This is a genomic window from Pedobacter anseongensis (genome assembly GCF_037482965.1).
GTDB lineage: Bacteria > Bacteroidota > Bacteroidia > Sphingobacteriales > Sphingobacteriaceae > Pedobacter > Pedobacter anseongensis.
This window is the reverse complement of record NZ_JBBHKB010000003.1, coordinates 517861-541016: the sequence shown is the minus strand read 5'-3', so window position 1 is coordinate 541016 and position 23156 is coordinate 517861. Positions and strand designations below refer to the sequence as shown.

Genomic DNA, 23156 nt, shown 5'->3' with positions numbered 1-23156 from the left:
CTTTTGTTATGATAAATACCGATAAAATTAAGCCGAAAATTTTTGAAGCGATAAAATTATTGTTGCAATTAATGTTGGCTTGGTTAATTATTTTATTTCTGATTACAGGATTTGAATTGTTATTTAATGGTTTTACTAGAACCTTTCCCGAGTCGATTTTAAAATTTTTAGCCATTGCGTTTTGGAATAACATTTTATTCTGGCTAAAAATCTATGGATTTATTTTTCCTTTATTTACAATCTTATATTTTGTAAAGCCAAAGTTAGCCACATTGGTAACCAGTATCCTTCTTTTTCTTTTTTCGATAATCCAATTTCTATTGGTTAATTATTTTAATACCTCATTGCTACCGCTGGGCGCCGATTTATTCGGGTACTCCATTGCTGATATTAAAACTACAGTAGGTGCATCTTCCGGCTTAAGTATTGTTCCAATTTTAAGTATGATTTTGCTGATGTTAATATTTTGGATTGGTTTATTTTTCTTTCCAAAAAGAATTAAGGTTGGGTTAATGGCTGCATTTTTGATACCTCTTTTTGCATTAATTGCAGTAGGAACGAATGTTTTTGCATCTGTTCATTTTTTAAGCCTTAAGAATGAATATGATAGTAATCTTGCGATTAATAAAGCTGATTATTTTCTAACCTCAACCCTAAATTATTTTTGGCCCTCAACCTCCGAGACCGATATTTATGCTGATAGCTATATACAGCAGTATGAGGGAGATGAAAGATCATCAACCGTTTTCGTTTACCCAAATGAGGATGCCTACCCTTTTTATCATACAAACGAAACTCCAGATGTGTTATCCCCATTTTTTAAGCCAATTAAATCTTCACCCAACGTGGTTATTTTATTAATTGAAGGCCTTGGCAGAGCCTTTACGAATGAAGGAGCTTATTTGGGTAATTTCACTCCATTTTTAGATTCACTTTCTGGAAAAAGTTTGTATTGGAAAAACTTCTTGAGTAACGGGGGGCGAACTTTTGGTGCTTTACCATCAATATTGGGATCATTGCCATTTGGAAAAAATGGGATTTTGGAAATGGGAGACTCTATGCCAGCGCACCTTTCGCTGTATAGTGTGTTAAAAAGTAACGGATACCATAGCTCATTCTACTATGGTGGTGATGCGAGATTTGACAATATGAATTTTTTTTTAAAGAAGAATTTAGTAGACGAAATTAGAGACCTAAATACTATTCCATCTAATTATCACAAACTCCCTGCTAAAGGAAATGGATTTTCTTGGGGCTATGCCGACGATCAGATTTTTTCTTACTATTTAACGAATACGCTACCAGTTGCTAATCAAAAGCCTGAAATCAGTGTAATTTTAACCGTTGCCACACATGATCCTTTTTTAATTAACAACCAAGATAAATATATCCATGCTTTTGAACAAAGAATGGATTTTCTTGGTTTTGATGAAACAAAAAAAAGTGCACATAGAAATTTTGAACGCCAATATTCAAGCATTATGTATGCTGATGAATCACTTAGAAATTTCTTCAAGGCTTATCAAAAAAGATCGGATTATACAAACACCATTTTTATCATCACCGGTGATCACCGGATGGGAGAAATTCCTTTGCGAAGTAAAATTGATCGTTTTCACGTGCCTCTAATTATTTACTCCCCATTGTTAAAACGGACGGCACAAATGGAATCGGTATCCACTCATTTCGACATTACACCAAGCATACTCGCATTCTTAAAAGAGAATTTAAAAATTAAAATGCCATCCGGTTCAAGCTGGCTGGGCGATGGATTAGATACATCCAGAAGTTTTAGGAATATACATAGGTATCCACTTATTCAAACAAAAACTGCTATGGTCGATTTTGTTCAGGGAGAATATCATCTTAATGAAAATCAATTATTTAAACTAAATGTTAACATGGATGAAACCCCAATTGAGGATAAAGACCGATTAAATCAGTTAACAAATGGTTTTAATACCTTTAAAACTAGAAATGATAAAATCGCGAAAGGTGGAAAATTGTTGCCAGATAGCATCGTTAAGAAATATAAATTGCATTAATTATTTTTTTCTTTTTCTAAAATATTAGTAATTAATGGTTTGTAAAATTTCCAAAAGAAGCTTTTTCTTTCCATTGGATCTTCTGTATCATAAAATAGAAATTTAAAAAATCCTATTCCTTTAAAATAGGAACTCGTTAGCGAAATAGGGTTGTCGCAAAAATCACCAGAAAAATAATAAAATTTGGGTTGCGCTTCATTTTGATGAAGCACAGCTGGAAAGGATGGGGGAATGCCATAACGTTTAAGTTCAGCAATGCCTTGCGACTTTAAGCTCAAACTAAATTTAGCCACTACTTTATTTGTTTGCCCTTCGGGTAAAATAATATCGAACCAAAAAGGATATTTTATTTTTTCTGGAAGGCCGAATTGTTGTTGACCATCGGAAGTGCTTATAATATAGGGCATTGCATCATTAAGATGAGTAGAATCTTCAAGAACAACCACCTGGTCTTTATCACTTACAAATACTACTCCTGCTTTTTTGAATGGCCATCTGTTTTGATTGATTGTTTTATAATTTTTAACCATCCACACCGGAAGTTCTTTGTTAACAACGGTATCTAAACTATTAAAATATCTAGCTGTCCACCCACTCCATTTCATTCCAAATAACGTCTCGAATTGGCCTCTGATATCGGAAGGTGTGGGCGAACCAATGGTATTAAATTCAGTAATTATCAATTTGTTCTTTTTCTTCATTAATTTTAAAAAATCGAGATCTTGATTGCTCAGTCCGCCATACAATATTCCTGAACTCCTTTGCGTTGTTTTTTGTTGATACCACTCTTGTTTATAAATGCCATAGGTGTCTGTAAAGTAAGCAAGATCTGCATCTTCACTTAAATTATTAAGTTGTGGCGAAGAAAACCTTTCTAACCCTCGAAGGCGAAATTTTTGGTCGTCTTTCGGAAAGAACCCAAAATAGTCTCTAGCAATCTGGTAAGATTCTTTATTATTTTTTGTGTACTTATTATAGTTTAAAATCCAACTCAATGAAATGTGTTCTTGCCCTTTCCGATCAAGAACAGTTTTGTCTATAATGGCAATTACAAGTTTTTGATGTGGGCTAACTAACCAAATTATCCACATAATTATAGGTATAAAAATAACTATCCCTATACTAATTTTTATTTTTTTGATAATCATATAGATTAGAATCTTCTAAGATACCCTATGCCTAAGCCAAGCTGATTTCCTTTTGTATCGGTAAGGTATTCTTGATTTTCTAGTGATGCTTTAATACTCAGAATATTAAAAGTCTTAAAGGATTTGCGATAACCTAGCGACAAGCCGTTCGATTTTAATTTGTAGGTTGTTGCACGTACTAAGACATTATTTCTCTGTTCGTCCGGAGACAGACCAGAACTTAATCCAAAACTAAAATAATCATCTGCTCCACCAAAATAATATCTGGCATTTAGCGAAAAAGACTGCGAAATGGCGTTTGTAGGTGAGCTGATATAGGTTCGAATGTTAAACCAAAAGTTTTTATAATATTTTCCTAATGATGCCGTGTAAAGCCAAGTGTTTTCACTAAAGTGTAACAACCTAAAACCACCTTCCAGTTCAAACCCTGAATTTAAATTGGCATACAAAGAAAAGCCAGCGCGATACCTTGGAAAAATCCCTAAATCTGGCGAATAACCTATATTTACATAAGCTTGAAAAGTATTAGACAAGCGCGGATAGGCATCTACTTCGAATTGAATCCCGTTTCCATTAAAGCGATTAGCGTAGTTAAGTCGCCCGGTAATTGGACCAATATTAGTTTGCCTGCCATAATCTGCGCTAAGTAAATGCCATGGATCTTTAAATTGCTTATCAAAATAAATATAATCGTAATTTATCCCAAATTTATTTGCGGCACTATTCTCTCTAATCCTAGTCGCCAAGGCTCTTGCTTCAGTTTGTTTTGGATTATTTTTTACCACATCATTAATAATGAGCTCAGCGTTTTTCCATTCTTTCAAATCGGTTAATAGTTTTGCTTTTAGCAATTTAAGTGATTCAGATTGTGGAGTATACTTTAAACCCTCATTTGTAATTTCAAGTGCTTTCTTTGTGTTATTTTCCCAGAATTCTAAATTTCCATAGGCCACAAAAGCATCATCATAAGTAGGTTGTTTTGCAATAACTGTAGCAAATTCTGCCCTTGCGCTATCAGTTTTATTGCTCCAAGTATATAACCTGCCTAAGAAAACCCGGATTTCGGTATAATCAGGAGATTTTTCCAAGGCTGTTTTAGCAAGAACTATAGCGCTGGGATAGTTTTTTTCGTCGAAAGCTTTTTTTCTGGCAGCGCTAAACAAATCGTCGCTCGTTTGTGCATTGAGGTGCTGAAATATACCAAAAGTTAAAAATGAAAATAAGAGAACTTTTTTTGAAAAGTGCATAAATTCTTCAATATGAAAGTTAAACTTAAAGGTATAAAAAACTTATTGTTTTGTTTGATCCTTATCAAATTTGTTCTTAAGGTGAAGAATACCTGTAAATCTACAAAAAGTTATCCTTCGTAATCTCCCAGGTCCATGGCTTCTTAAACGTCGCAAATGTTCTTAAACCGCTGAAATAAAGAATTTCTTCTGTTTGGTTGTCGACAGCATTTCTCTTAAAAATATTACCTGAAATAAAAGAGACTTTTCTGTCCAAGAAATTATATTTTTTTTCTGTCATTTCGCCCGATACGCTATGGTAGTAAAGGTTATTGGCACGTATTAAATCCCACTCGTTATTATGGTATTTAAATTCATAATCTAGCTTCCAACGCCAATTATTTCCTCCTTGAAAAGATAATTGTAGATTTTGATTAGCAATGTTGATGTTTTTTAGCGGATCGCCCATTATACCTCCTTCATTTGCTCTTAAAATAAAATTGTTGTTTTGCGTAGCAAAAACATAAGGCCCATTTTGCTTATTCTTAAAATAAATGGCTAAAACCCTCGGTTTTTGAAACTCCTTAATTAATTCTGTTTCATTATCACCATATGCTCTATTCTCGGATACGGGCAAAAAATATTCGAGCACAAAGGCCAAATCTTCTATTTTATCATTATTTAAATCACCATAAGCCGTATCAATAATTTTCCAATTTTGAGGAGTTAAAGCTTCGAGTGTTTTACCTTGCTTTACAAATTTAGGGAAGCTAAAGGTTTGTGCTACGCAAATTTTTAAGCTAAAAATGAGGAAGAAGGTTAAGTATCGCATGCTGAAATAACGTTTTTTGAGTTAGATTGTTGTTTAGTACAGAGCTTGGAGTTTTGGGCCTACATAAAGTTTAAAGCTAGGAATTATCGGCTGTATTGCAGTTTACCCGATTTTCGGTTTCATTGTTCCAAACTTCCTCCTAAAACTAAATACCATTCTAGGTTTTAGTTTTAACAATTTTACCTTTAACTTGCTGCCATGGATATAGAATTCAACAAAAACGAGGATGTAAATAAACAATTGGTTTACGAATTAAAAACCAGATTGAAGAAAATATATTTAGGTGGGGGTGAGAAAAATGCAGCGAAGCAAAAGGAAAAAGGGAAGCTTTTAGCTAGAGAACGTATTGCCTATCTAACCGACAAAGATAGCGAATGGTTAGAAGTTGGGGCATTTGCTGCAGAAGATATGTATGCCGAACAAGGAGGTTGCCCTAGTGCCGGTGTGGTGTGTGGCATTGGTTATGTAAGTGGCCGGCAGTGCATGATTGTTGCAAACGATGCAACTGTGAAAGCAGGCGCATGGTTTCCGATGACGGCAAAGAAAAATTTGCGGGCACAAGAAATAGCCATGGAAAATAGATTGCCTGTTATCTATTTGGTAGATAGTGCTGGCGTTTATCTACCGATGCAGGACGAAATTTTTCCAGACAAAGAGCATTTCGGACGTATGTTCAGGAATAATGCACATATGTCTGCCGATGGCATTGTACAAATTTCGGCCATTATGGGCTCCTGTGTTGCAGGTGGAGCCTATTTACCGATCATGAGCGATGAAGCGATGATTGTGGAAGGAACGGGCTCTGTTTTTTTAGCAGGTTCTTATTTGGTAAAATCGGCCATTGGCGAAGATATCGATAACGAAACACTTGGTGGAGCAACTACGCATTGCGAAATATCTGGCGTTACGGATTATAAACATCCCAATGACCAGGCCTGTTTAGATAGTATCAAAAAAATTATGGGCATGCTTGGGGCACCTCAAAATGCTGGTTTCGATCGGATTAAATCGGCCTTGCCAAAAAAAAATATAGAGGAGTTATACGGTATTCTGCCCGATAACAGAGAAAAGCAATATGAAATGCGGGATATTATCGAACGCTTAGTTGATAATAGCGAGCTTGAAGAGTATAAAGCGCTTTACGGCCAGAGCATTATTTGTGGTTTGGCCAGAATTGATGGATGGGCAGTGGGGATAGTTGCTAACCAACGCAAGGTAGTAAAATCTAAAAAAGGAGAGATGCAGTTTGGCGGTGTTATTTATTCAGATAGTGCGGATAAAGCGAGCAGATTTATCATGAATTGTAATCAGAAGAAAATTCCGTTGGTGTTTTTACAAGATGTAACAGGTTTTATGGTGGGTAGTCGCTCTGAGCAGGGTGGGATTATTAAAGATGGAGCTAAAATGGTGAATGCCATGGCGAATTCTGTAGTGCCAAAATTTACGATTATTATTGGCAATTCCTATGGGGCAGGTAACTACGCCATGTGTGGCAAAGCCTACGATCCACGGTTAATCTATGCATGGCCAAGTGCTAAAATTGCGGTAATGGGTGGTGCACAGGCTGCAAAAGTACTTTTGCAAATTCAAGAGGCCTCGTTAAAAGCAAAAGGCGAAACCATTACGCCCGAAAAAGAAGCCGAACTATTAAAAGAGATTACGAATCGATACAACAGTCAAACTACCCCCTATTACGCAGCATCCAGGTTATGGGTAGATGGGATAATAAATCCAACAGAAACACGTAAAGTAATCGCTATGGGCATAGAGGCAGCTAATCAATCGCCCATTAAAAAAGCATTTAATGTTGGTATAATTCAAACTTAAACCTTATTTTTAAGGCTATGAAGTTGTTTTTTTTAATTGTTTTGTCAAGTGTGAGTCTGCTTGCATTTGGGCAATATAAACCTATTTATTTTAATGGTCAAACTGTTGTTTCCGATTCTACCCAAGCAAATTCATATGGTGTATATGGGAAACTGAGTGGGGAAGAATTGTATGCCTTGAAGATATTTGATTTAGGAAATAATCTTCTCACTACCGGTACGTATAAAGATGAAAAATTAACAGTACCGCACGGCGCATTTGTTTACTATTCAAGTATTTCGGCTTTTAATAACACTAATTTTACCAATTTCGTGGTAAAAGATAAAGAGCGATTTATATCAGGAAAAGGTTCTTTTATTGATGGAAAAAAAAGTGGGAGATGGATTATGTTCTATCCTGATGGAAAGATTATGAGCATAACCACCTATGTGAATGACGTGAAACATGGCTATACTGGGCAATATAGTAGAAAAGGTAAACCCATTATTTCGGGGAGCTATTTTGCAGGTGAGAGAGATGGAGAATGGCTGTACGATAAAGGAAAGGTGAAAGAAACGTATATAAAAGGAGTTAAGCAATTAACTACATCAAAAAAAGACAAGAAAAAAGCTATTAAAACTACTTTAATTCACGAAAATGCAATTGTAGTAGATACACACGGTGATATCTTATTTAACCAAATCAAATCTGGAATTGATATTGGCAAACCTCAAGCAACGGGCAATTTCGATTTACCAAGAGCAAAACAAGGGGGACTTGATGTGCAGGTTTTTTCGATTTGGTGCGATGAAACCGGAGGATATGCAGTAGCCAACCGCGAGATCGACTCGTTATATAGCTTAATAAAACGTTATCCTAAGCAAATAACCTTAGTTCGAAATTATACGGAATTGATGCAAGCTGTTGAAGAAAAAAAATTAGCTGCAATGATAGGGGTAGAGGGCGGTCACATGATCGAAAATAATCTCGATAACCTAGATCAATTGGCTAAAAGAGGGATGAGCTATCTTACCTTAACGTGGAATAATAGTACGCCTTGGGCAAGTTCGGCTGCTGAAGAAACATCTGGTAAGGTAAAGCCGGAAAGGGCAGGATTAAACGATTTTGGAAAAAAGGTTGTGACCCGGTTAAATAAACTTGGGGTATTGGTAGATTTATCCCACGTTGGAGAGCGTACATTTTATGATGCCATAAAAGTTACCACTAAACCAGTATTGGTATCACACAGTTGTGTGTATGCATTAAACCCCGTTCCAAGAAATTTGAAAGACGATCAAATTAAGGCGATAGGTAAAAATGGAGGGGTAATTTCATTGAATTTTTATAATGGATTTTTAGATTCTGCTTATAAAACAAGGCAAAAAGTGTTCTTAACAAAATATGATTTGGAGTTAAAAAAATTAACCCAAAAGTATGGGAGAAGTGATGCAATTGATACTTTAATTTCGTTACATAAGGCAGAATCGGAGGCTATTCGCACTCCAGTATCGGTAATTGTAGATCATATTGATTATATTATAAAGCTAATTGGAGCTGATCATGTTGGCTTAGGGGCCGATTTTGATGGTGCTGAATCTTTCCCAGCAGGAATAAATGGCGTTGCAGACTATCCAAAAATTACTCAAGCCTTAGTAGATAGGGGTTACCAACAAGCGGATATTGAAAAGATCCTTGGCGGTAATTTTTTGCGTTTGCTCAAGGCTCAACACTAATTATCTCCCTATTCTCATCTTTTATGTTTATCACTTTGGCCTTTACAAGTTAAAGCTTAAATTTGTATATTAATTATAAAATAATGTCGAACGAACAAGAAATAGAACACGTAGAGTGCTTAATTATAGGGTCTGGTCCAGCTGGCTATACAGCGGCCATTTATGCTGCTCGAGCCGATTTAAAACCTGTAATGTATACGGGTATGGAAATGGGGGGGCAATTAACCCAAACTACTGATGTAGATAATTTTCCAGGCTATCCAAATGGCATTATGGGTCCAGAGATGATGGAAGACTTTAGAAAACAAGCAGAGCGATTTGGCACGCAGATCCGTTTTGGCTACGTAAGTTCAGTTGATTTTTCTGCATTACCGCATAAAGTGGTGGTTGATGAGATTAAAACCATTACTGCCGATACCGTCATTATTGCTACGGGTGCCACAGCAAAATGGTTAGGTTTACCTAGCGAACAACAGTACAATGGATTTGGCGTTTCGGCCTGTGCAGTTTGTGATGGTTTCTTTTTTAAAGGGCAAGATGTAGCCATCGTGGGTGCTGGAGATACCGCTGCTGAAGAAGCAACCTATTTAGCCAAGCTTTGTAAAAAAGTATATATGTTAGTGCGTAGAGACGAATTTAGAGCAAGTAAAGCAATGGTTCACCGTGTGCTAAATACACCGAATATCGAGGTTATTTACAATAGCGAAGCGACTGAAGTGCTAGGTAATGGAAAAAATGTAACGGGTTTACAGATAAAAAACAATAAAACTAACGTAGAATCTACTTTAGCAGTGGAAGGATTTTTTGTAGCCATTGGGCATAAACCAAATACCGATATTTTTAAAGGTTGGTTAACAATGGATGAAACGGGGTATTTAAAAACAATTCCAGGTACTTCAAAAACAAATATCGAAGGTGTGTTTGCTTGCGGCGATGTTCAAGATCATTATTACCGTCAGGCTGTTACCGCTGCGGGTTCGGGTTGTATGGCTGCTTTGGATGCCGAACGTTATTTGGCAGCTAAGACAGATGAAGTAAAAGTTTTGTTTTAGTTTTCTAACCACAGAGATCGCAGCGTTCGCCGAGTTTTACACTGAATACGAAGTTCATGCTTTTCGGAACTTCGTTTATTAAACGCATACATATTTTTACCGCAAAGTTCGCAAAGAACGCCAAGTAAAATTGCCGTCACTCTTTGCCATCTTTGAGGTTAATCTAAAAAGAACCCTTCGGTTAACCTAAAACAATTAGCTCATTGTGCGCTGTGTATTTTCGTTTTCTGTGGTTTGTCAACACCACGCAAAAAGCCAAAGTGCTTTTGTGTTTAACCTTTTTTCCCTATCTTACGCTAACCAAATCTTACAAGAAAAAATGAAGAAATCGTTATTACTTTTTGTTGCTTTAGCATGTACCGTTAATATATTTGCCCAAAATGATGTGAATTTGGGTATTATTCCCGCCCCATTAAACATTGTTAAAAAAGAAGGAAGGTTTGTGCTAGACAAAACAGTTGCAATTATTAGCAATGAACCTGAAAATGCAAAAACAGCAGATCTTTTAAATGCTTTTATTGTAAGCAGAGGTGGTTTTGCATTAAGAGAGGCAAAATCGGTACCTACAGGCCAAAAGGCAATTATTTTAACCTCTAAAAATGCTGGATCACTTGCAAAAGAAGGCTATACCATCCAAATTTCGGCTAATCAAATTAAATTAAGTGGCACTGGTGCTGGTTTATTTTATGCAACCCAATCACTAATGCAAATGATGCCCGAAAAGAAACAAGATAAAATTATACTGCCTGCCGTTGTTATTAATGACGAACCTCGTTTTAAATATCGTGGAACTCATCTCGATGTAGCAAGGCACTTTTTTCCAGTTTCTTTTGTGAAAAAGTACATCGATCTTTTGGCTACCTATAAATTAAATACTTTTCATTGGCATTTAACGGATGATCAAGGTTGGAGAATTGAAATTAAAAAATACCCAAAATTAACAAGTGTTGGGGGAAGTAGAAATGGAACTATTGTAGGTAATTATCCAGGTACTGGAGGTACAGATAACGAAATCTATAAAGGGTATTACACCCAAGAAGAGATTAAGCAAGTAGTAGCTTATGCAGCTTCAAAATACATCAATGTAGTGCCAGAAATCGAAATGCCTGGTCATGCTTCAGCCGCAATAGCTGCATATCCAGAGTTAAGTTGCTTTCCTGAACGTGATACATTTATCAATGAAAAAACACCATGGTCTGGCAGTAGAAAGGGAAAGCAAGTGCAACAAACCTGGGGAGTATTCGACGATGTTTTTGTTCCGACAGAGAACACCTTCAAATTTTTACAGGATGTAATTGACGAAGTTCTTCCACTTTTCCCCTCAAAATACATCCATATAGGAGGTGATGAATGTCCGAAAACATACTGGAAGGAATCTGCGTTTTGCCAACAGTTTATTAAAGATAATAACCTAAAGGATGAGCATGGCCTGCAAAGTTATTTCATCCAAAGGATGGAAAAATACATTAATGAAAAAGGAAGATCGATTATTGGCTGGGACGAGATTTTGGAAGGTGGTTTAGCGCCGAATGCAACGGTGATGAGCTGGAGAGGTGAGGCAGGTGGAATTGAAGCAGCGAAGCAAAGTCATGATGTGATTATGACCCCAGGCTCTGCAGGACTTTATTTTGATCATAAACAATCTTCTTCGGCCGACGAGCCGCTTACCATTGGTGGTTTATCATCTTATGCTAAAGTTTATGCTTACGATCCGGTCCCAAAAGAATTATCAGCTGATCAACAAAAATATATTTTGGGTGTACAGGCAAACATTTGGACAGAATATATCGAAACTCCTGCAAAAGCAGAATTTATGCTATTACCTAGACTGCTTTCTTTATCAGAAATTGCTTGGACCAAGCTTTCAAATAAAGATTTTAAGAACTTTTCAGAAGAGCGTGCCCCTTTACATTTAGCTCGATTAGATAAAACTGCAACCAATTATTGGGTTCCAACTGCGATTGGTCAGCCCGATAAACCCCAATCAGGCGAGAATTTTACCATCGAACTTAAAGCGCCAATACTAGGAGCTAAAATTTTCTACACATTAGACAATTACCGTCCGTCAGAAAATGCTACGGAGTACACTTTACCCATAAAAATAAATGTACCGAAAGGACAAAAGAAAATCCTCAAAACGATTGTGATCGCACCGAGTGGAAGAAGAAGTGTAGTGGTTGAAACAGTATATACTAATGGAGCAGTTGAGGTAAAAACCAGGTAAACATTAATGATAAAATAATAAAATGATGAACATCAAAAACGCGATTAAAGTTGGATTATTTGCATTACCTGTTTTAGTTTTTGTAGCCTGTAGTAGCAACGAGCCAACAACAGTTGCCAAACCAGAAGTGGTTAAAGAAAAATCGGTAAATCCCTTTCCATTTTATAAGAACATAGAAATTAAGCCCGGTCTTCATTTCGAAATATTGAGCTGGGGTAAAGGGGTAGATACGTTGGGGGGCTATTTATTACTGATGTCTGATTCATTAAAAAATAATTACAAATCTATCGCTTTAGAACGTAAAGGTATACTTACTGATGCCTGGAATATGGATTTAGATAACGATGGAAATCCAGAACTTTACCTTCAGTATGTAGTACGCAAAAATGTGAACGACATTTATGTGTACGAGTTTAGCAATAACAGTTTCAATAAAATTAGTTTTCCTGGATTAAATAGCAATCTTAAGAAAGGATTTCAGGGAAATGACACCTTTTTTGTAAAAAATGGAGAGTTGTTTAGATCAGTACCTATAGTACTAACAGAAAATGGGAAAAGCTCAACTTTAGTTAAAACACTCGAGTATAAGCTGAGCGGAGATAGTTTTTCGACTAAGGAGGTTAAGCCTTAGTAGTACCAACTATTTAATAAACCTTCTCAACTGTTCATCAATAAGCTGATCCCAACGTGCCTGATTTGCATCATCCGATCCATGCTTGGTCTCCTTGTCGTAACGGGTTTGCATAGCGTTGTAATATGCACTCACTTTGTTTGCATTTTCTTGGATTGCTTTTTTATAATTTCTAACAGTATAGTGCTGAAATCTTACTTTTTGCTCTCCATCTTTCAATAGCAAGAAATTAATGTTCACATGGCCTTGTTCATGATTAAGCAGTTTTCGTTTACTTTCAGCACCTCTAAGTCGATTTAACTTTACCCACGAAGTATTGGGGTCTACCCCGGCAGAAAATTTGAAATCAATATGTAAATCATTTCCCCTTATTGTAGCACTGTAGCTGTAATGCCATTGAGTTGAAGTGGAGGCAAAATAAGAAGAATGTTCATCAGGCGCTGCCAAAAAATGCCTTCGCCAAGAAATTTGCTCTGGAAGAACAGTATTTTCCTGCGTGGTAAAAACAGAAAAAAAGATTGCAATTAAGAATAAGACTTTCATCATCGCTAACTACAACGAAAGCCATGCCAATAAATTATTTATGCTCCTTAAATTGCCCACTAATGCGTTCAAATTTTTCGATTAACAAAGCAATTCGTTCTTTGTCTTTTTTAATTACTGCTTTACGCACCAAGGTAGCACAAAAAATCATCCAGCCAAAGCTTAAACCAATAAAAGCAATTTGAGTATAAAGGCTAAGATGGGTCGATAATTCGAAGAAGTATAGGAGTATACCTAAGGATAATGCAATGGCATAAAACCAATAAAGTCGGTTGTAAAGACTATGTCGATTGAGCTGATATAATTTTAGCTGGCTAATAAATTCATTGGGGTTGACTGTAAAATCGCTCTTTGCGATGATGCGATAGTTGTTATATAAAATTATGGTATATACTGCAATCGCCAACACGATAATGGTAATGCCGGCATGTGTTGTCCACGATTCGAAGTTGAACAACCATAAACAAGCCACGGCTATAAAGGAAAGAGCCATGCCGAAAATGTTTAATAGCGATTTGGTGCGTATGTTATTCACCTCCTTCTTTGCTTGTTTAAGCATTTCGTCGGAAGATATTTTTACATCAACCGTATGCGTAGCCCAAAGGGCTTCTATATGATCAAATTCTTGCATGTTGATTGTATAATTCGGTTAATTTTTGTTTAATACGATGAATTTTAACCCTTAAATTCCCCTCACTAATTCCAGATATATCTGCAATTTCATTATAGGGTAATTCATCCAATACCATGGTAATAATTAAACGGTCATTTTCTTCTAATTTAGAGATCGATGTATACAAGAGTGCAACTTGCTCATTTTTCTCAGAATATTCTTCGATCTTATTCTCTATGATATTCTCCGTTAACTCATCCTTTGCCTGTCTTTTTTCGGAACGTAAATAGGTTAAACAGGTATTAACAGCAATGCGATAAATCCAAGTAGAAATGAGCGACTTATTTCTAAACTTATCTAGATTTTGCCAAACTTTTAAAAAAGTTTCCTGTAAAAGATCATTTGCCGAGTCTTTATCGCCAGTATAACCATAGCATAAGTGAAAAATCTTCTTAGAATTTTTATCAAATATTTCTTTAAATAAAACGTCTTTCTGGTTCAATTTTCGCTATTTAGATAAAATTTAGATGCGTATCTCTATCTTTTGTTACGGCAAAGTATGTAAAATTTTAACGCTTTATCAACATTGTTTATAGAATAATTTAATTATTGTAGTTTTACAATCTATATCAAAACTTAAACTGCAGAAATGTCAAATAAGAACAGACTTACACTTTTTATTTTTATTGCACTGATCCTTGGTGTTGGCGTAGGGTATTATCTAAATATCAATACGTTCAATAAAAATAACGAATCCATTACTTCGGCTGATGTACAAGTAAAAAAGATTGAACTCCAGATGAGTAATTTGGGCGACACCACTGTAGCCGCATATGCAGCACTAAAGAACGAAAAAGCTGCTCAAGTAGCCATTCGTAAAGATAATGAGAAAACAAGAGAAAAAGGTTTAGAGCCTTTTACCTTATTAAGTGATATTTTTCTGCGGTTAATCAAAATGATTGTTGCCCCCTTGGTATTTACCACACTAGTGGTAGGTGTTGCTAAAGTGGGTGACATCAAAGCAGTAGGTCGCATTGGTGGGAAAACCATGTTGTGGTTCATTAGCGCCTCATTAATGTCGCTCTTATTAGGGATGCTAATGGTAAATTTATTTAAACCGGGCGAAGCCATGAATTTGCCCTTACCAAGCAGCCATACAGACACAGGAATTAAAGCGACTGCACTTTCTGTAAAAGATTTTATCGCTCATATTGTGCCAAAAAGCTTTGCAGAAGCCATGGCTACAAACGAAATCTTGCAAATTGTAGTGTTCTCCTTATTTTTTGGCGTAGCAACAGCAGCTATTGGTGAAAAAGGTAAAGTAGTAATCGAATTTTTTGATTCGGTAGCGCATATTATTTTAAAAGTTACAGGATATGTGATGAATTTTGCTCCTTTCGCAGTATTTGGCGCAATGGCCGCCATTGTTGCCAAACAAGGAATAAGCGTAATGTCTACCTATGCCTTGTTTATAGGAGAGTTTTATTCGAGTATGCTTATTCTGTGGATTTTGTTGATTATGATTGGCTATACCATTTTGAAAAAAAGAGTCTTTAACTTAATGAACAGAATGAAAGAACCAATAATGCTTGCTTTTAGTACAGCAAGTAGTGAAGCCGCATATCCACGTACCATGTTGCAGTTAGAACGTTTCGGTTGTAAAGATAAGATTGTGAGTTTTGTACTGCCTTTAGGATATTCATTTAACTTAGATGGCTCGATGCTGTATATGACCTTTGCTTCACTATTCATAGCACAATGCTATGGCATTCATCTTTCTTTTGAACAGCAAATTACCATGTTACTGATTTTGATGTTAACTAGCAAGGGCATCGCGGGCGTTCCCAGAGCATCTTTGGTGGTAATAGCAGGTACAATTGCTACCTTTAATATTCCAGAGGCGGGTTTAGCCTTATTAATCGGCATCGATCCACTTTTAGATATGGGAAGATCGGCAACTAACGTAATCGGGAATAGCATTGCCACAGCAGTAGTAAGTAAATGGGAAGGCGAACTAACTGGACCGTTAGATTAATTTAAAATTATATTGATATGACGGATAGAGGAAAGAAGTTATTTATTTTTTTCACGGTAGTGGTTCCATTATTAATTTATAGTATTATTTATTACGCACCCATTATACGAAACGCACCCTTTAAGGCGAAAGAGTTTGTTTCCATCACCTACAAATGGGGAGTAGGAAATACCCTAGAAAATTCGTACAATTCGGTAACAGGCGAGTATAAATATCTTGATGATAAAGATTCGTTAATAATAAAGCACGTAAAATTGAGCGAGAGGGATAAAAAGTTTTTAGATAGCAACGCCGATGAGCAGGGATTTTGGAATTTACCATCCATTGTAGCCAATAATGAGGAAGATTTAAAATCTTCAAAAGCGGTGCGTTATTACATGGAATTTAACTATCAAAAAAAATCTAAAGTAGTAACCTACTTGTCTGATTTTGATGGAAATCCACGAATGAAAGATGCGGCTGTACAAATGCAAAAAATAATAGAGCAAACCCTTATTGATGCAGAAGAAAAACAGAATAAATTAGCCAATTGATAATTCCCTTGTCCGATGAGCATAACCGATTTCAAATTGCTCATCGAATGAGGTTAACATGATGCAACTATTCATCGGATGACAAAAGAATTAAAAAAGAATTTTTCTTTAATCGCAACCCTTGCGGTAATTGTAATCACTTCGGTGGTTGGTTATTATGTGATCGGTTTAAAAAGAGCGCCTTATCCAGTGGCTAATTTCGAATCTTTTTCCTTAAAATGGGGCACTGTTGATAGCCTACAAAATACCTATTCATCTGCAAACGGCATTTATACTTACCTTAATAATAGCGATTCGTTAATTAGAACACAGGTTAAGCTACGTTCAAATGAGATTATTTTTCTTCATAATCGAATTAATGAATTAGGATTTTGGAATTTACCAAATAAAATAGGAGAGAAGAAGCCGAATTCAAAAGCATCTTTTTACGAACTTCAATTTAACTATAAAGAGAAATCGAAAAAAATTACTGTATATAGTGATTTTGATGAAAATCCACTTTTATTAGATTCTGCTATGCAAATCATTACCCTAGTGCAACAGGCTATCGATGAGGCAGAAGGAAGATATCATAGATAATAAATGGCGCGTTAATTTATTTGTTTTTATAACGCAAGTATCGTAAATTTACGATACAATCGTAAATATGGATAAGTTAACACTACAAGAAGAAGAAGCAATGCTTGCCGTTTGGCAAGTTGGAAAGGGATTTATAAAGGATTTTATGGACGTAATGCCAGATCCTGCACCTCCATACACTACCCTAGCATCAACCATTAAGAACTTAGAACGTAAAGGGTTTTTAAAGAGCGAAAAATTTGCAAATGCCTATCGTTATAGCGCAAAAGTTAAGGAAACAGAGTATAAAAAACGGTTTATGACTGGTTTTGTAAACAGTTATTTTCAGAGTTCGTATAAGGAATTAGTTGCTTTTTTTGCAAAAGACAAAAAGATAAGTGCTGAAGAACTAAAAGAAATTATCAATTTGATCGAGAATCCAGAAAAATAGAATCGCCATGCCAGAGGTAATCTTAATGCTATTTAAAATAAACTTGGTGTTGTTGCTTTTTGCTGCAGCCTATTATCTTGTTTTACGTCGATTAACTTTTTATACTGTAAATCGAGCCTTTTTAGCTGTTGGAATAATTTTTTCAACCATTTACCCCTTTATTAATTTAACGGAATTTTTTAATCGACAAGAGCAGCTAAATCCGAATGTTGTGGCTTTGGTACCCACAATTGATGTGAATAAATTGATTGATAATTATGCAATTATCAACTACTGGGAAATTGTGATGGTGCTCTTTTATTTAGGTGTAGCTGTTATGGCTATTCGTTTAACTGCTCAATTTGCATCGTTATATCGTGTACATCAACGTTCTACACCAGGTGCTATTCGTAATCTTAATGTTCGAATTTTAAATGGTAAAGTGAGTCCATTTTCATTTTGGCAAACGGTGTATGTTAATCCAGCTATCCACTCGGCGAGTGAATTGGATACCATTTTAGCACACGAACAAATTCATGTGAAAGAATGGCATACCCTAGATATTATTTTAGCCGAAATTAGTGTTGTTTTTTATTGGTTTAACCCAGGTGTTTGGTTAATGAAACGTGCAATAAAAGAGAACATCGAATTTATTACCGATGCTAAAATTGTAAAAAAAGGTATGGATAAGAAGGCGTATCAGTATAGTTTATTAGGAGTAGGTAATTTGCAAGCTAGTGTAGCCCTGGTTAATAATTTTAACATATCGGATTTAAAAAAACGGATAAAAATGATGAATGCAAAACGTTCATCACCAAAAAAATTAATTATTTATGCATTAATACTACCAGTTTTATTAATTACTACACTGGCTTTTACCGTAAATAAAAAGGAAGTAAGTAAGCAATTATTACCCTTAACCAAAGCATTAGATCATGTAAGTCTGTTTAGTGAGCCGGCCGATGTTAAAATCGAGCCTCCCGTGGTAAAGTCTATCACTAAACGAAAATCTAATCTAAAACTATCGTATAAGTTAAAAAGAGACACGGTAATGAATATTCGCTACATCGTTAATTTGAGTTCAGCGTTAGCGGATACACCTCGCGCAACCACAGATTTGCTTGAGTTGGAAAGATTTAGGAGGAATGATCAAATTATATCTTCGTTTAAAGGTGTAATGAGAGGAGTGAAGTTAGGTTCTGAAGCAATTTCTTATACTCCAGACTCTATTTCTAAAAGAAGAACAGGAGCTCCCAAAGTAGAAAATATTAGCATTACTTTAAGAAAAACTGGAAATCCTTTGCCAAATCAAGATGAAACAAAATTAAACGAAATTGTTGTAGTAGGTTATCGTTCTAAAATGGATAATGTTAAAGATAGCACTAGAACATTGATTGGTAGTCCTATTTATATCGTTAATGGAAAGCCAATTCGTCATGAAGACCTTCAAAAGATCAAAGCTGAGGATATAAAATCGGTTGTCGTAAAAGCAACTAATCGAATTCCTGGGACTTTAATCGTTGAAAAAACCCCTTAAACTTTTTACGGCTTAAGGGGTTTTGTTGTGGGTTGCAACTAAAAATTAAACGTCGCTTTCATCATGGCTACTCTTCCAGGAATGGTATAAGTTCCGGATGAAAAAGAGTTTGCAGAAAGATAATTGGCTTCAAATTTCTTGATATTCGCTAAATTGGTTACACCAAATTCCAAATCTGTTTTAAGCTTAACAAATCTATATCTTGCATTAAAATCGGCAAACAAGTATTTTAAATCGGGCTGCGTAGTTTGATGCGTAAAAATATGTTCTGCAGCTAGCGTAAAAAATACACTTTTAAATGCGGTAGCAGTAATAGACGATTGTTGTCTTAACTGTTGGTTGTTGTTTTTAATTCCATTAGTGGTTGTGTTGGTGCTTGCCGAAAGCGTTCCGGTATACGACCAGTTTAAGTAATTCGTTATTTTCGAATCTATCCCTCCCTTAAAGCTCTTTATTTGGGCAGTAAAAGGTAATAATTGATTATTTTGTAACTGCTCAAATGTACTTTTAGTAAAGCTTACCCCAGCATTAATGGTGCTTCTTAAGCTAAAAAGATACTTGCTGGCATTCGCGGTTACACTTAAGCTTTTCACGTCATTTTCGTAAGGTAAAACAATACGTTGTTGTATGTTATTGCTCAATGTAAACGAAGAAATAGTATTAAGAGTAGTTTTTGAATAATTTATACCTGCATTAAAAAAGAACATTTGCATGGCTTTACGAAAATTAAATGCTCCTCCAAGGCCTTGCGTTTTACGCTCCGAAATTGGGGCGTTATTAGAAAAAAGTGAGCGGTAGTTCTTTAAAATTGTGCCTTGATATACATCGTCGAGGCCACCTATTTCGTTATTGTAATTATAACTTGCCGAAATATAATTTTCTGGACCTGTTTGATATTTAAGATTTAACGAAGGGTTAATAAAAACTTTGTTTAGGGTTTGATTTAAAGTTTTCGATTGATCTTCGTATCTAATTAAATTATAACTCACAGGTAATCCTAAGCTGCTTTTAAATTTTCCAGAATTGTATTCATAAGTTGCATCTGTATACACCTTAGTTCTAAGCCAATCTAGATCATTAGTCATGTTCTGCGAAATCAACTCAGTAGTTTGATCGTTTTGTATACGATATAATTCCGAATTGAGGTTTTGGTGTTGGATATTAAAGCCAATTCTATAGGTTTGAACAAAATTGCCTTTTATTACTCCAAATGAAGTATAATTATTGGTATACCAAGTTGGAAGTTTTACATATTGATTTAAACCCGCAAATGGCTTTCCATTGTTTAAAATGGCTTCGTTTAAACCGGGATTGATATTCAGTAGTTCTGGAGCTGTAGTTCTAGTGAAAATGGAGTAGAAGTTAAATGTATTGTCGGATTTTAGTTTTTTTCGATAACTCATCTCATTAGATATATCGAAAGGGTCTTGTTTTAACCACTGGTTAGCGGCAATTCCATTTGTTATTACGTTAGAACTGGTTCTAATAGGGTTAAAGTTAACCGTAAAGGTGTTGTTAAAATAATGTGTCTCTGCATTTGAAATCAAGTTAAGCTTACCTTGCAATTTTTGTGGATTAATTGCATTTTCTTGAAGTTCGTTATAGGTAATCGTTTGCCCCGATAAGTATGTTTCTGAGAATTTACTATACATTTGGTTACGTTGGTCGTATAAATAGGCAAAATTTACTTTTGCTTGAACGTCTTTATTGAAATTGTATAAATTATTTAGATTTGCCTGTCCAGCTTTGTTAAATAGGGTTCTTCGCTGAGGTAAAGTAGGTACACCTGCTGCTCCGGCTGATAAGAATCCACTTGGCCTACTATTGTCCGACTGCATCATATTAAATGAGGTTAGTTCCATTCCTGGATCTATCCCAATGTTATTTCCTTTAATGTTATTAATGAATTTTACTTTCTTTTTAAACATCATGGCATTGGCATTACCGTCGAATCGATCGGGGGTGCCAATTCCTGCTTTGATATCGCCCATTACCTTTAACCTGGCCTCATCTTTAAAAACTAAGTTTAAAGCAACATCGTCGCTCATGTTGTTTTTTCGAAGCATTTTAATGGGTTGGTCTTTTTCTATTACTTGCACCTTATCTACTGCATCATGCGGAATGCTTTTGGTTCCAATACTGTATTTATCGTCTAATAGATTATCTCCATCCTGATATAAAGCCGAAATTCCCTTGCCATTATAACTTATTTTCCCATCTTCTCCGACTTCAATTCCTGGCATTTTTTTCAATACATCGCCGATACTTCGATCTTGTTTGTCGGCAAAATCGGATGTTTTGTAATTTAAAGTATCGCCATTGGCAGTTAGAGAAGGTCGATTCTTCACTACAACGGTTTTTAAGTTAATTTGGTCGTCTTCTAAAACCAGGTCGTAGCTTTTATTTAGTTCGGTAATGGTGATGGTTTTTTTGGCAAATCCAATTGTTGTAGCTTCTAACGATAAATTTTTAACCTCGTCTGTTAAAGAAAGCGTATATTCACCTTTATCGTTGGTACGGGTAAAGCTTAAAATATTTCCTTCTTTGTCTTTTAAGTTAATATTGGCAGACGCAATAGGCGCTCCCTTGGTATCCTTTACTTTTCCTTTCAGCTTATTTTGCGCAAAGACGGATGTTATCCCAAGGAAAAGGAATAGTACTGTTAGTATATATAGCGTTTTCATTTGTGTGTTTGTTTGGTGATGGCCTACTTGCTCTTCTCTGGTAACTCGATTGGGTTGTTGATGACAATTTTTTTGATTGCAGGGCCTGTTCCAACTCTAACCGATCGTTGCACATTTCCTACTTGTACACCTTGAGCTGCCATTTGTGCATTCATAAACCCTTGAGGATCTTTATCTCTCGCTTCTTTAAGCTTATCTAGCTCTTTTCTATTTGTTCTAATCGCATCTGTAGGAAGTTTAATTTCTGCACCTAGATAGGCATTGCCATCCATGCCCATAACGCTTGTTGCCAACGTGCCACCAGGAACTACAATTTTTGGTCCGTCTTGCGCTACCGATTTTGCTTCTTCAGGGTTAATGTTTTCGATTCCTGCAAATTGGAAGCGTACCGTTTTGGTTTCGTCTATCGCTTCGATGATAAGTCCAGGGAGGCCATTTAATTTCCACGGACCGCTTTGAAATGGCAGGTCTGGTGCAAACCATGCTGTCCACGTTCTGCCTTTGAAATTAGCAATAGCTTTTTGGCATTTTACCCCTGAAAAACTAGCGGTATCTTTAGTGATTTTCCAATTTATTTTAGGAGCATCTTCCTCGACTAGGTAGTTGTTAAAAATACGCTCTTTGGTGAAAAACTTATTTTCATTTGCATAAAAGAAATAATCTAATGGATTAATTGCTTTAGGAATAACGCCTTCACTTCCGATTTTAATGGTCATCTGCCCACTTCCAGCTTGGTTTTTCATTTGTTCTTGAATTTGCTTCTCCATTTCTAGATTACGGTTAATTTTGTCGTAGCTCGTATAAACGGATGCGTTTTTCCCGATTACCAAAAGCATATTTTCGGTATAGGGCTTATCTTTTTGCGTGGTATCTTGAATGTGACTAAATGAGTACCTAACTCTAGCTAAAGCCTTATCAGGATTTTGTGCGAGGGCAGATGAGGTTATCGCGATAGCGATGAGGAATGTAAAAAGTGTTTTCATGTTGTGTTGGTTTGGTTAATAAACAATTAATTTATCGTAAATCTACGAATTGTTCGTAACTTGAAAAATCTTTTAACACTATTTAACTAATTGCCGATATAAAGAAATAATTTTTATCTGTTTTTTCCTTCAAAAGTGGAGATTGCTTTCTGGCAGGTTTGTAGCCTCCATCAATTTTAATTCGCTCTCGTCAATTTTAATAGATTTTGGCTCATCATTTTCGCTCTTATTTTTTGATCAACTGCTAACTGATGATTTAATCGATCGCAACTCGTATATAAAGACGCATTTTTGCCAATAAATAACAACATATTTTGAGGATGAATTTTACCATTTTTGAAGGTATCTGTTTTATTAATGTAGGTATAATGTACCCTTGCTAAAACTTTATCAGGAATTTGAGCAAAACAAAATGATTTAATGATTAAGAAAAGAAAAGAGCTGATAAAAAAATTCATAATTGAATTAAATTGTAGTTGGGTAAATATAAGTTAACCTACTAAGCCAATCATGAACTCGTGTTTTTTTACATCAATTTACAAA

At 35.6% G+C, this 23156-nt stretch carries 20 protein-coding genes; 11 read left to right on the top strand and 9 right to left on the bottom strand.

Annotated elements, in window-relative coordinates:
• Positions 1-8: 8 nt before the first annotated feature.
• Entirely contained in the window at positions 9-2045 is a 2037-nt protein-coding gene (locus tag WG904_RS13175; protein WP_339579788.1) for an LTA synthase family protein, read from the top strand.
• On the opposite strand, the gene WG904_RS13170 is transcribed toward WG904_RS13175, so the two are convergent.
• The 3 genes from WG904_RS13170 to WG904_RS13160 form a co-directional block, all read right to left on the bottom strand.
• Positions 2042-3136 (bottom strand): hypothetical protein, encoded by a 1095-nt coding sequence (locus tag WG904_RS13170; protein ID WP_339579787.1) that lies wholly within the window; start codon positions 3134-3136, stop codon positions 2042-2044. The two genes, WG904_RS13175 and WG904_RS13170, sit on opposite strands and share 4 nt — an antisense overlap.
• A 62-nt stretch (positions 3137-3198) precedes the next feature.
• Positions 3199-4440, bottom strand: coding sequence for a YaiO family outer membrane beta-barrel protein (locus tag WG904_RS13165; RefSeq protein WP_339579786.1), 1242 nt, complete (start codon positions 4438-4440; stop codon positions 3199-3201).
• Between the two features lie 100 nt (positions 4441-4540).
• Positions 4541-5251: a hypothetical protein gene (locus WG904_RS13160; protein WP_339579785.1), complete on the bottom strand. Its 711-nt coding sequence runs from the start codon at positions 5249-5251 to the stop codon at positions 4541-4543.
• A 198-nt stretch (positions 5252-5449) separates the two neighbouring features.
• On the opposite strand from WG904_RS13160, the gene WG904_RS13155 reads away from it, so the two are divergent.
• The 5 genes from WG904_RS13155 to WG904_RS13135 all read left to right on the top strand — a co-directional run bounded on the left by WG904_RS13155 (position 5450) and on the right by WG904_RS13135 (position 12697).
• Positions 5450-7078, top strand: coding sequence for an acyl-CoA carboxylase subunit beta (locus WG904_RS13155; RefSeq protein ID WP_339579784.1), 1629 nt, complete (start codon positions 5450-5452; stop codon positions 7076-7078).
• A 17-nt stretch (positions 7079-7095) separates the two neighbouring features.
• Positions 7096-8790 (top strand): membrane dipeptidase, encoded by a 1695-nt coding sequence (locus tag WG904_RS13150; RefSeq protein ID WP_339579783.1) that lies wholly within the window; start codon positions 7096-7098, stop codon positions 8788-8790.
• 83 nt (positions 8791-8873) lie between these two features.
• Positions 8874-9842, top strand: coding sequence for a thioredoxin-disulfide reductase (gene trxB / locus WG904_RS13145; RefSeq protein ID WP_339579782.1), 969 nt, complete (start codon positions 8874-8876; stop codon positions 9840-9842).
• Positions 9843-10161: 319 nt separating this feature from the next.
• Positions 10162-12066: a beta-N-acetylhexosaminidase gene (locus WG904_RS13140; RefSeq protein ID WP_339579781.1), complete on the top strand. Its 1905-nt coding sequence runs from the start codon at positions 10162-10164 to the stop codon at positions 12064-12066.
• Between the two features lie 22 nt (positions 12067-12088).
• Positions 12089-12697, top strand: coding sequence for a hypothetical protein (locus tag WG904_RS13135; RefSeq protein WP_339579780.1), 609 nt, complete (start codon positions 12089-12091; stop codon positions 12695-12697).
• 9 nt (positions 12698-12706) lie between these two features.
• Here the strand turns inward: WG904_RS13135 and WG904_RS13130 are convergent, their stop codons facing one another.
• The 3 genes from WG904_RS13130 to WG904_RS13120 are packed head-to-tail and all read right to left on the bottom strand — an operon-like array spanning position 12707 to position 14355.
• Positions 12707-13243, bottom strand: a complete 537-nt coding sequence (locus WG904_RS13130; RefSeq protein ID WP_339579779.1) for a DUF922 domain-containing protein — start codon at positions 13241-13243, stop codon at positions 12707-12709.
• A gap of 31 nt (positions 13244-13274) precedes the next feature.
• On the bottom strand, positions 13275-13871 hold the full coding sequence (locus WG904_RS13125) for a hypothetical protein (protein WP_339579778.1): 597 nt from the start codon (positions 13869-13871) through the stop codon (positions 13275-13277).
• On the bottom strand, positions 13858-14355 hold the full coding sequence (locus tag WG904_RS13120; RefSeq protein WP_339579777.1) for an RNA polymerase sigma factor: 498 nt from the start codon (positions 14353-14355) through the stop codon (positions 13858-13860). Before WG904_RS13120 ends, WG904_RS13125 begins: the two co-directional genes overlap by 14 nt.
• A gap of 147 nt (positions 14356-14502) precedes the next feature.
• Here WG904_RS13120 and WG904_RS13115 point away from each other — a divergent pair, with 147 nt between their 5' ends.
• The 5 genes from WG904_RS13115 (at position 14503) to WG904_RS13095 (ending at position 18946) form a co-directional block, all read left to right on the top strand.
• Positions 14503-15888 carry a dicarboxylate/amino acid:cation symporter gene (locus WG904_RS13115; protein ID WP_339579776.1) on the top strand — a complete coding sequence of 462 codons (1386 nt, stop codon included), beginning with the start codon at positions 14503-14505 and terminating at the stop codon, positions 15886-15888.
• A 17-nt stretch (positions 15889-15905) separates the two neighbouring features.
• The gene (locus WG904_RS13110; protein ID WP_339579775.1) at positions 15906-16421 is read left to right on the top strand and encodes a hypothetical protein; all 516 of its coding nucleotides are present in this window, start codon (positions 15906-15908) and stop codon (positions 16419-16421) included.
• Between the two features lie 78 nt (positions 16422-16499).
• Positions 16500-17000: a hypothetical protein gene (locus WG904_RS13105; protein WP_339579774.1), complete on the top strand. Its 501-nt coding sequence runs from the start codon at positions 16500-16502 to the stop codon at positions 16998-17000.
• 67 nt (positions 17001-17067) lie between these two features.
• The gene (locus WG904_RS13100) at positions 17068-17430 is read left to right on the top strand and encodes a BlaI/MecI/CopY family transcriptional regulator (RefSeq protein WP_339579773.1); all 363 of its coding nucleotides are present in this window, start codon (positions 17068-17070) and stop codon (positions 17428-17430) included.
• A gap of 7 nt (positions 17431-17437) precedes the next feature.
• Positions 17438-18946, top strand: a complete 1509-nt coding sequence (locus tag WG904_RS13095) for a M56 family metallopeptidase (RefSeq protein ID WP_339579772.1) — start codon at positions 17438-17440, stop codon at positions 18944-18946.
• A gap of 38 nt (positions 18947-18984) precedes the next feature.
• Here WG904_RS13095 and WG904_RS13090 read toward each other — a convergent pair whose 3' ends face one another.
• The 3 genes from WG904_RS13090 to WG904_RS13080 all read right to left on the bottom strand — a co-directional run bounded on the left by WG904_RS13090 (position 18985) and on the right by WG904_RS13080 (position 23071).
• On the bottom strand, positions 18985-21630 hold the full coding sequence (locus WG904_RS13090; protein ID WP_339579771.1) for a carboxypeptidase regulatory-like domain-containing protein: 2646 nt from the start codon (positions 21628-21630) through the stop codon (positions 18985-18987).
• 23 nt (positions 21631-21653) lie between these two features.
• Positions 21654-22613, bottom strand: coding sequence for a GLPGLI family protein (locus WG904_RS13085; protein WP_339579770.1), 960 nt, complete (start codon positions 22611-22613; stop codon positions 21654-21656).
• Positions 22614-22789: 176 nt separating this feature from the next.
• Positions 22790-23071, bottom strand: coding sequence for a hypothetical protein (locus WG904_RS13080; RefSeq protein WP_339579769.1), 282 nt, complete (start codon positions 23069-23071; stop codon positions 22790-22792).
• Positions 23072-23156 lie beyond the last annotated feature (85 nt).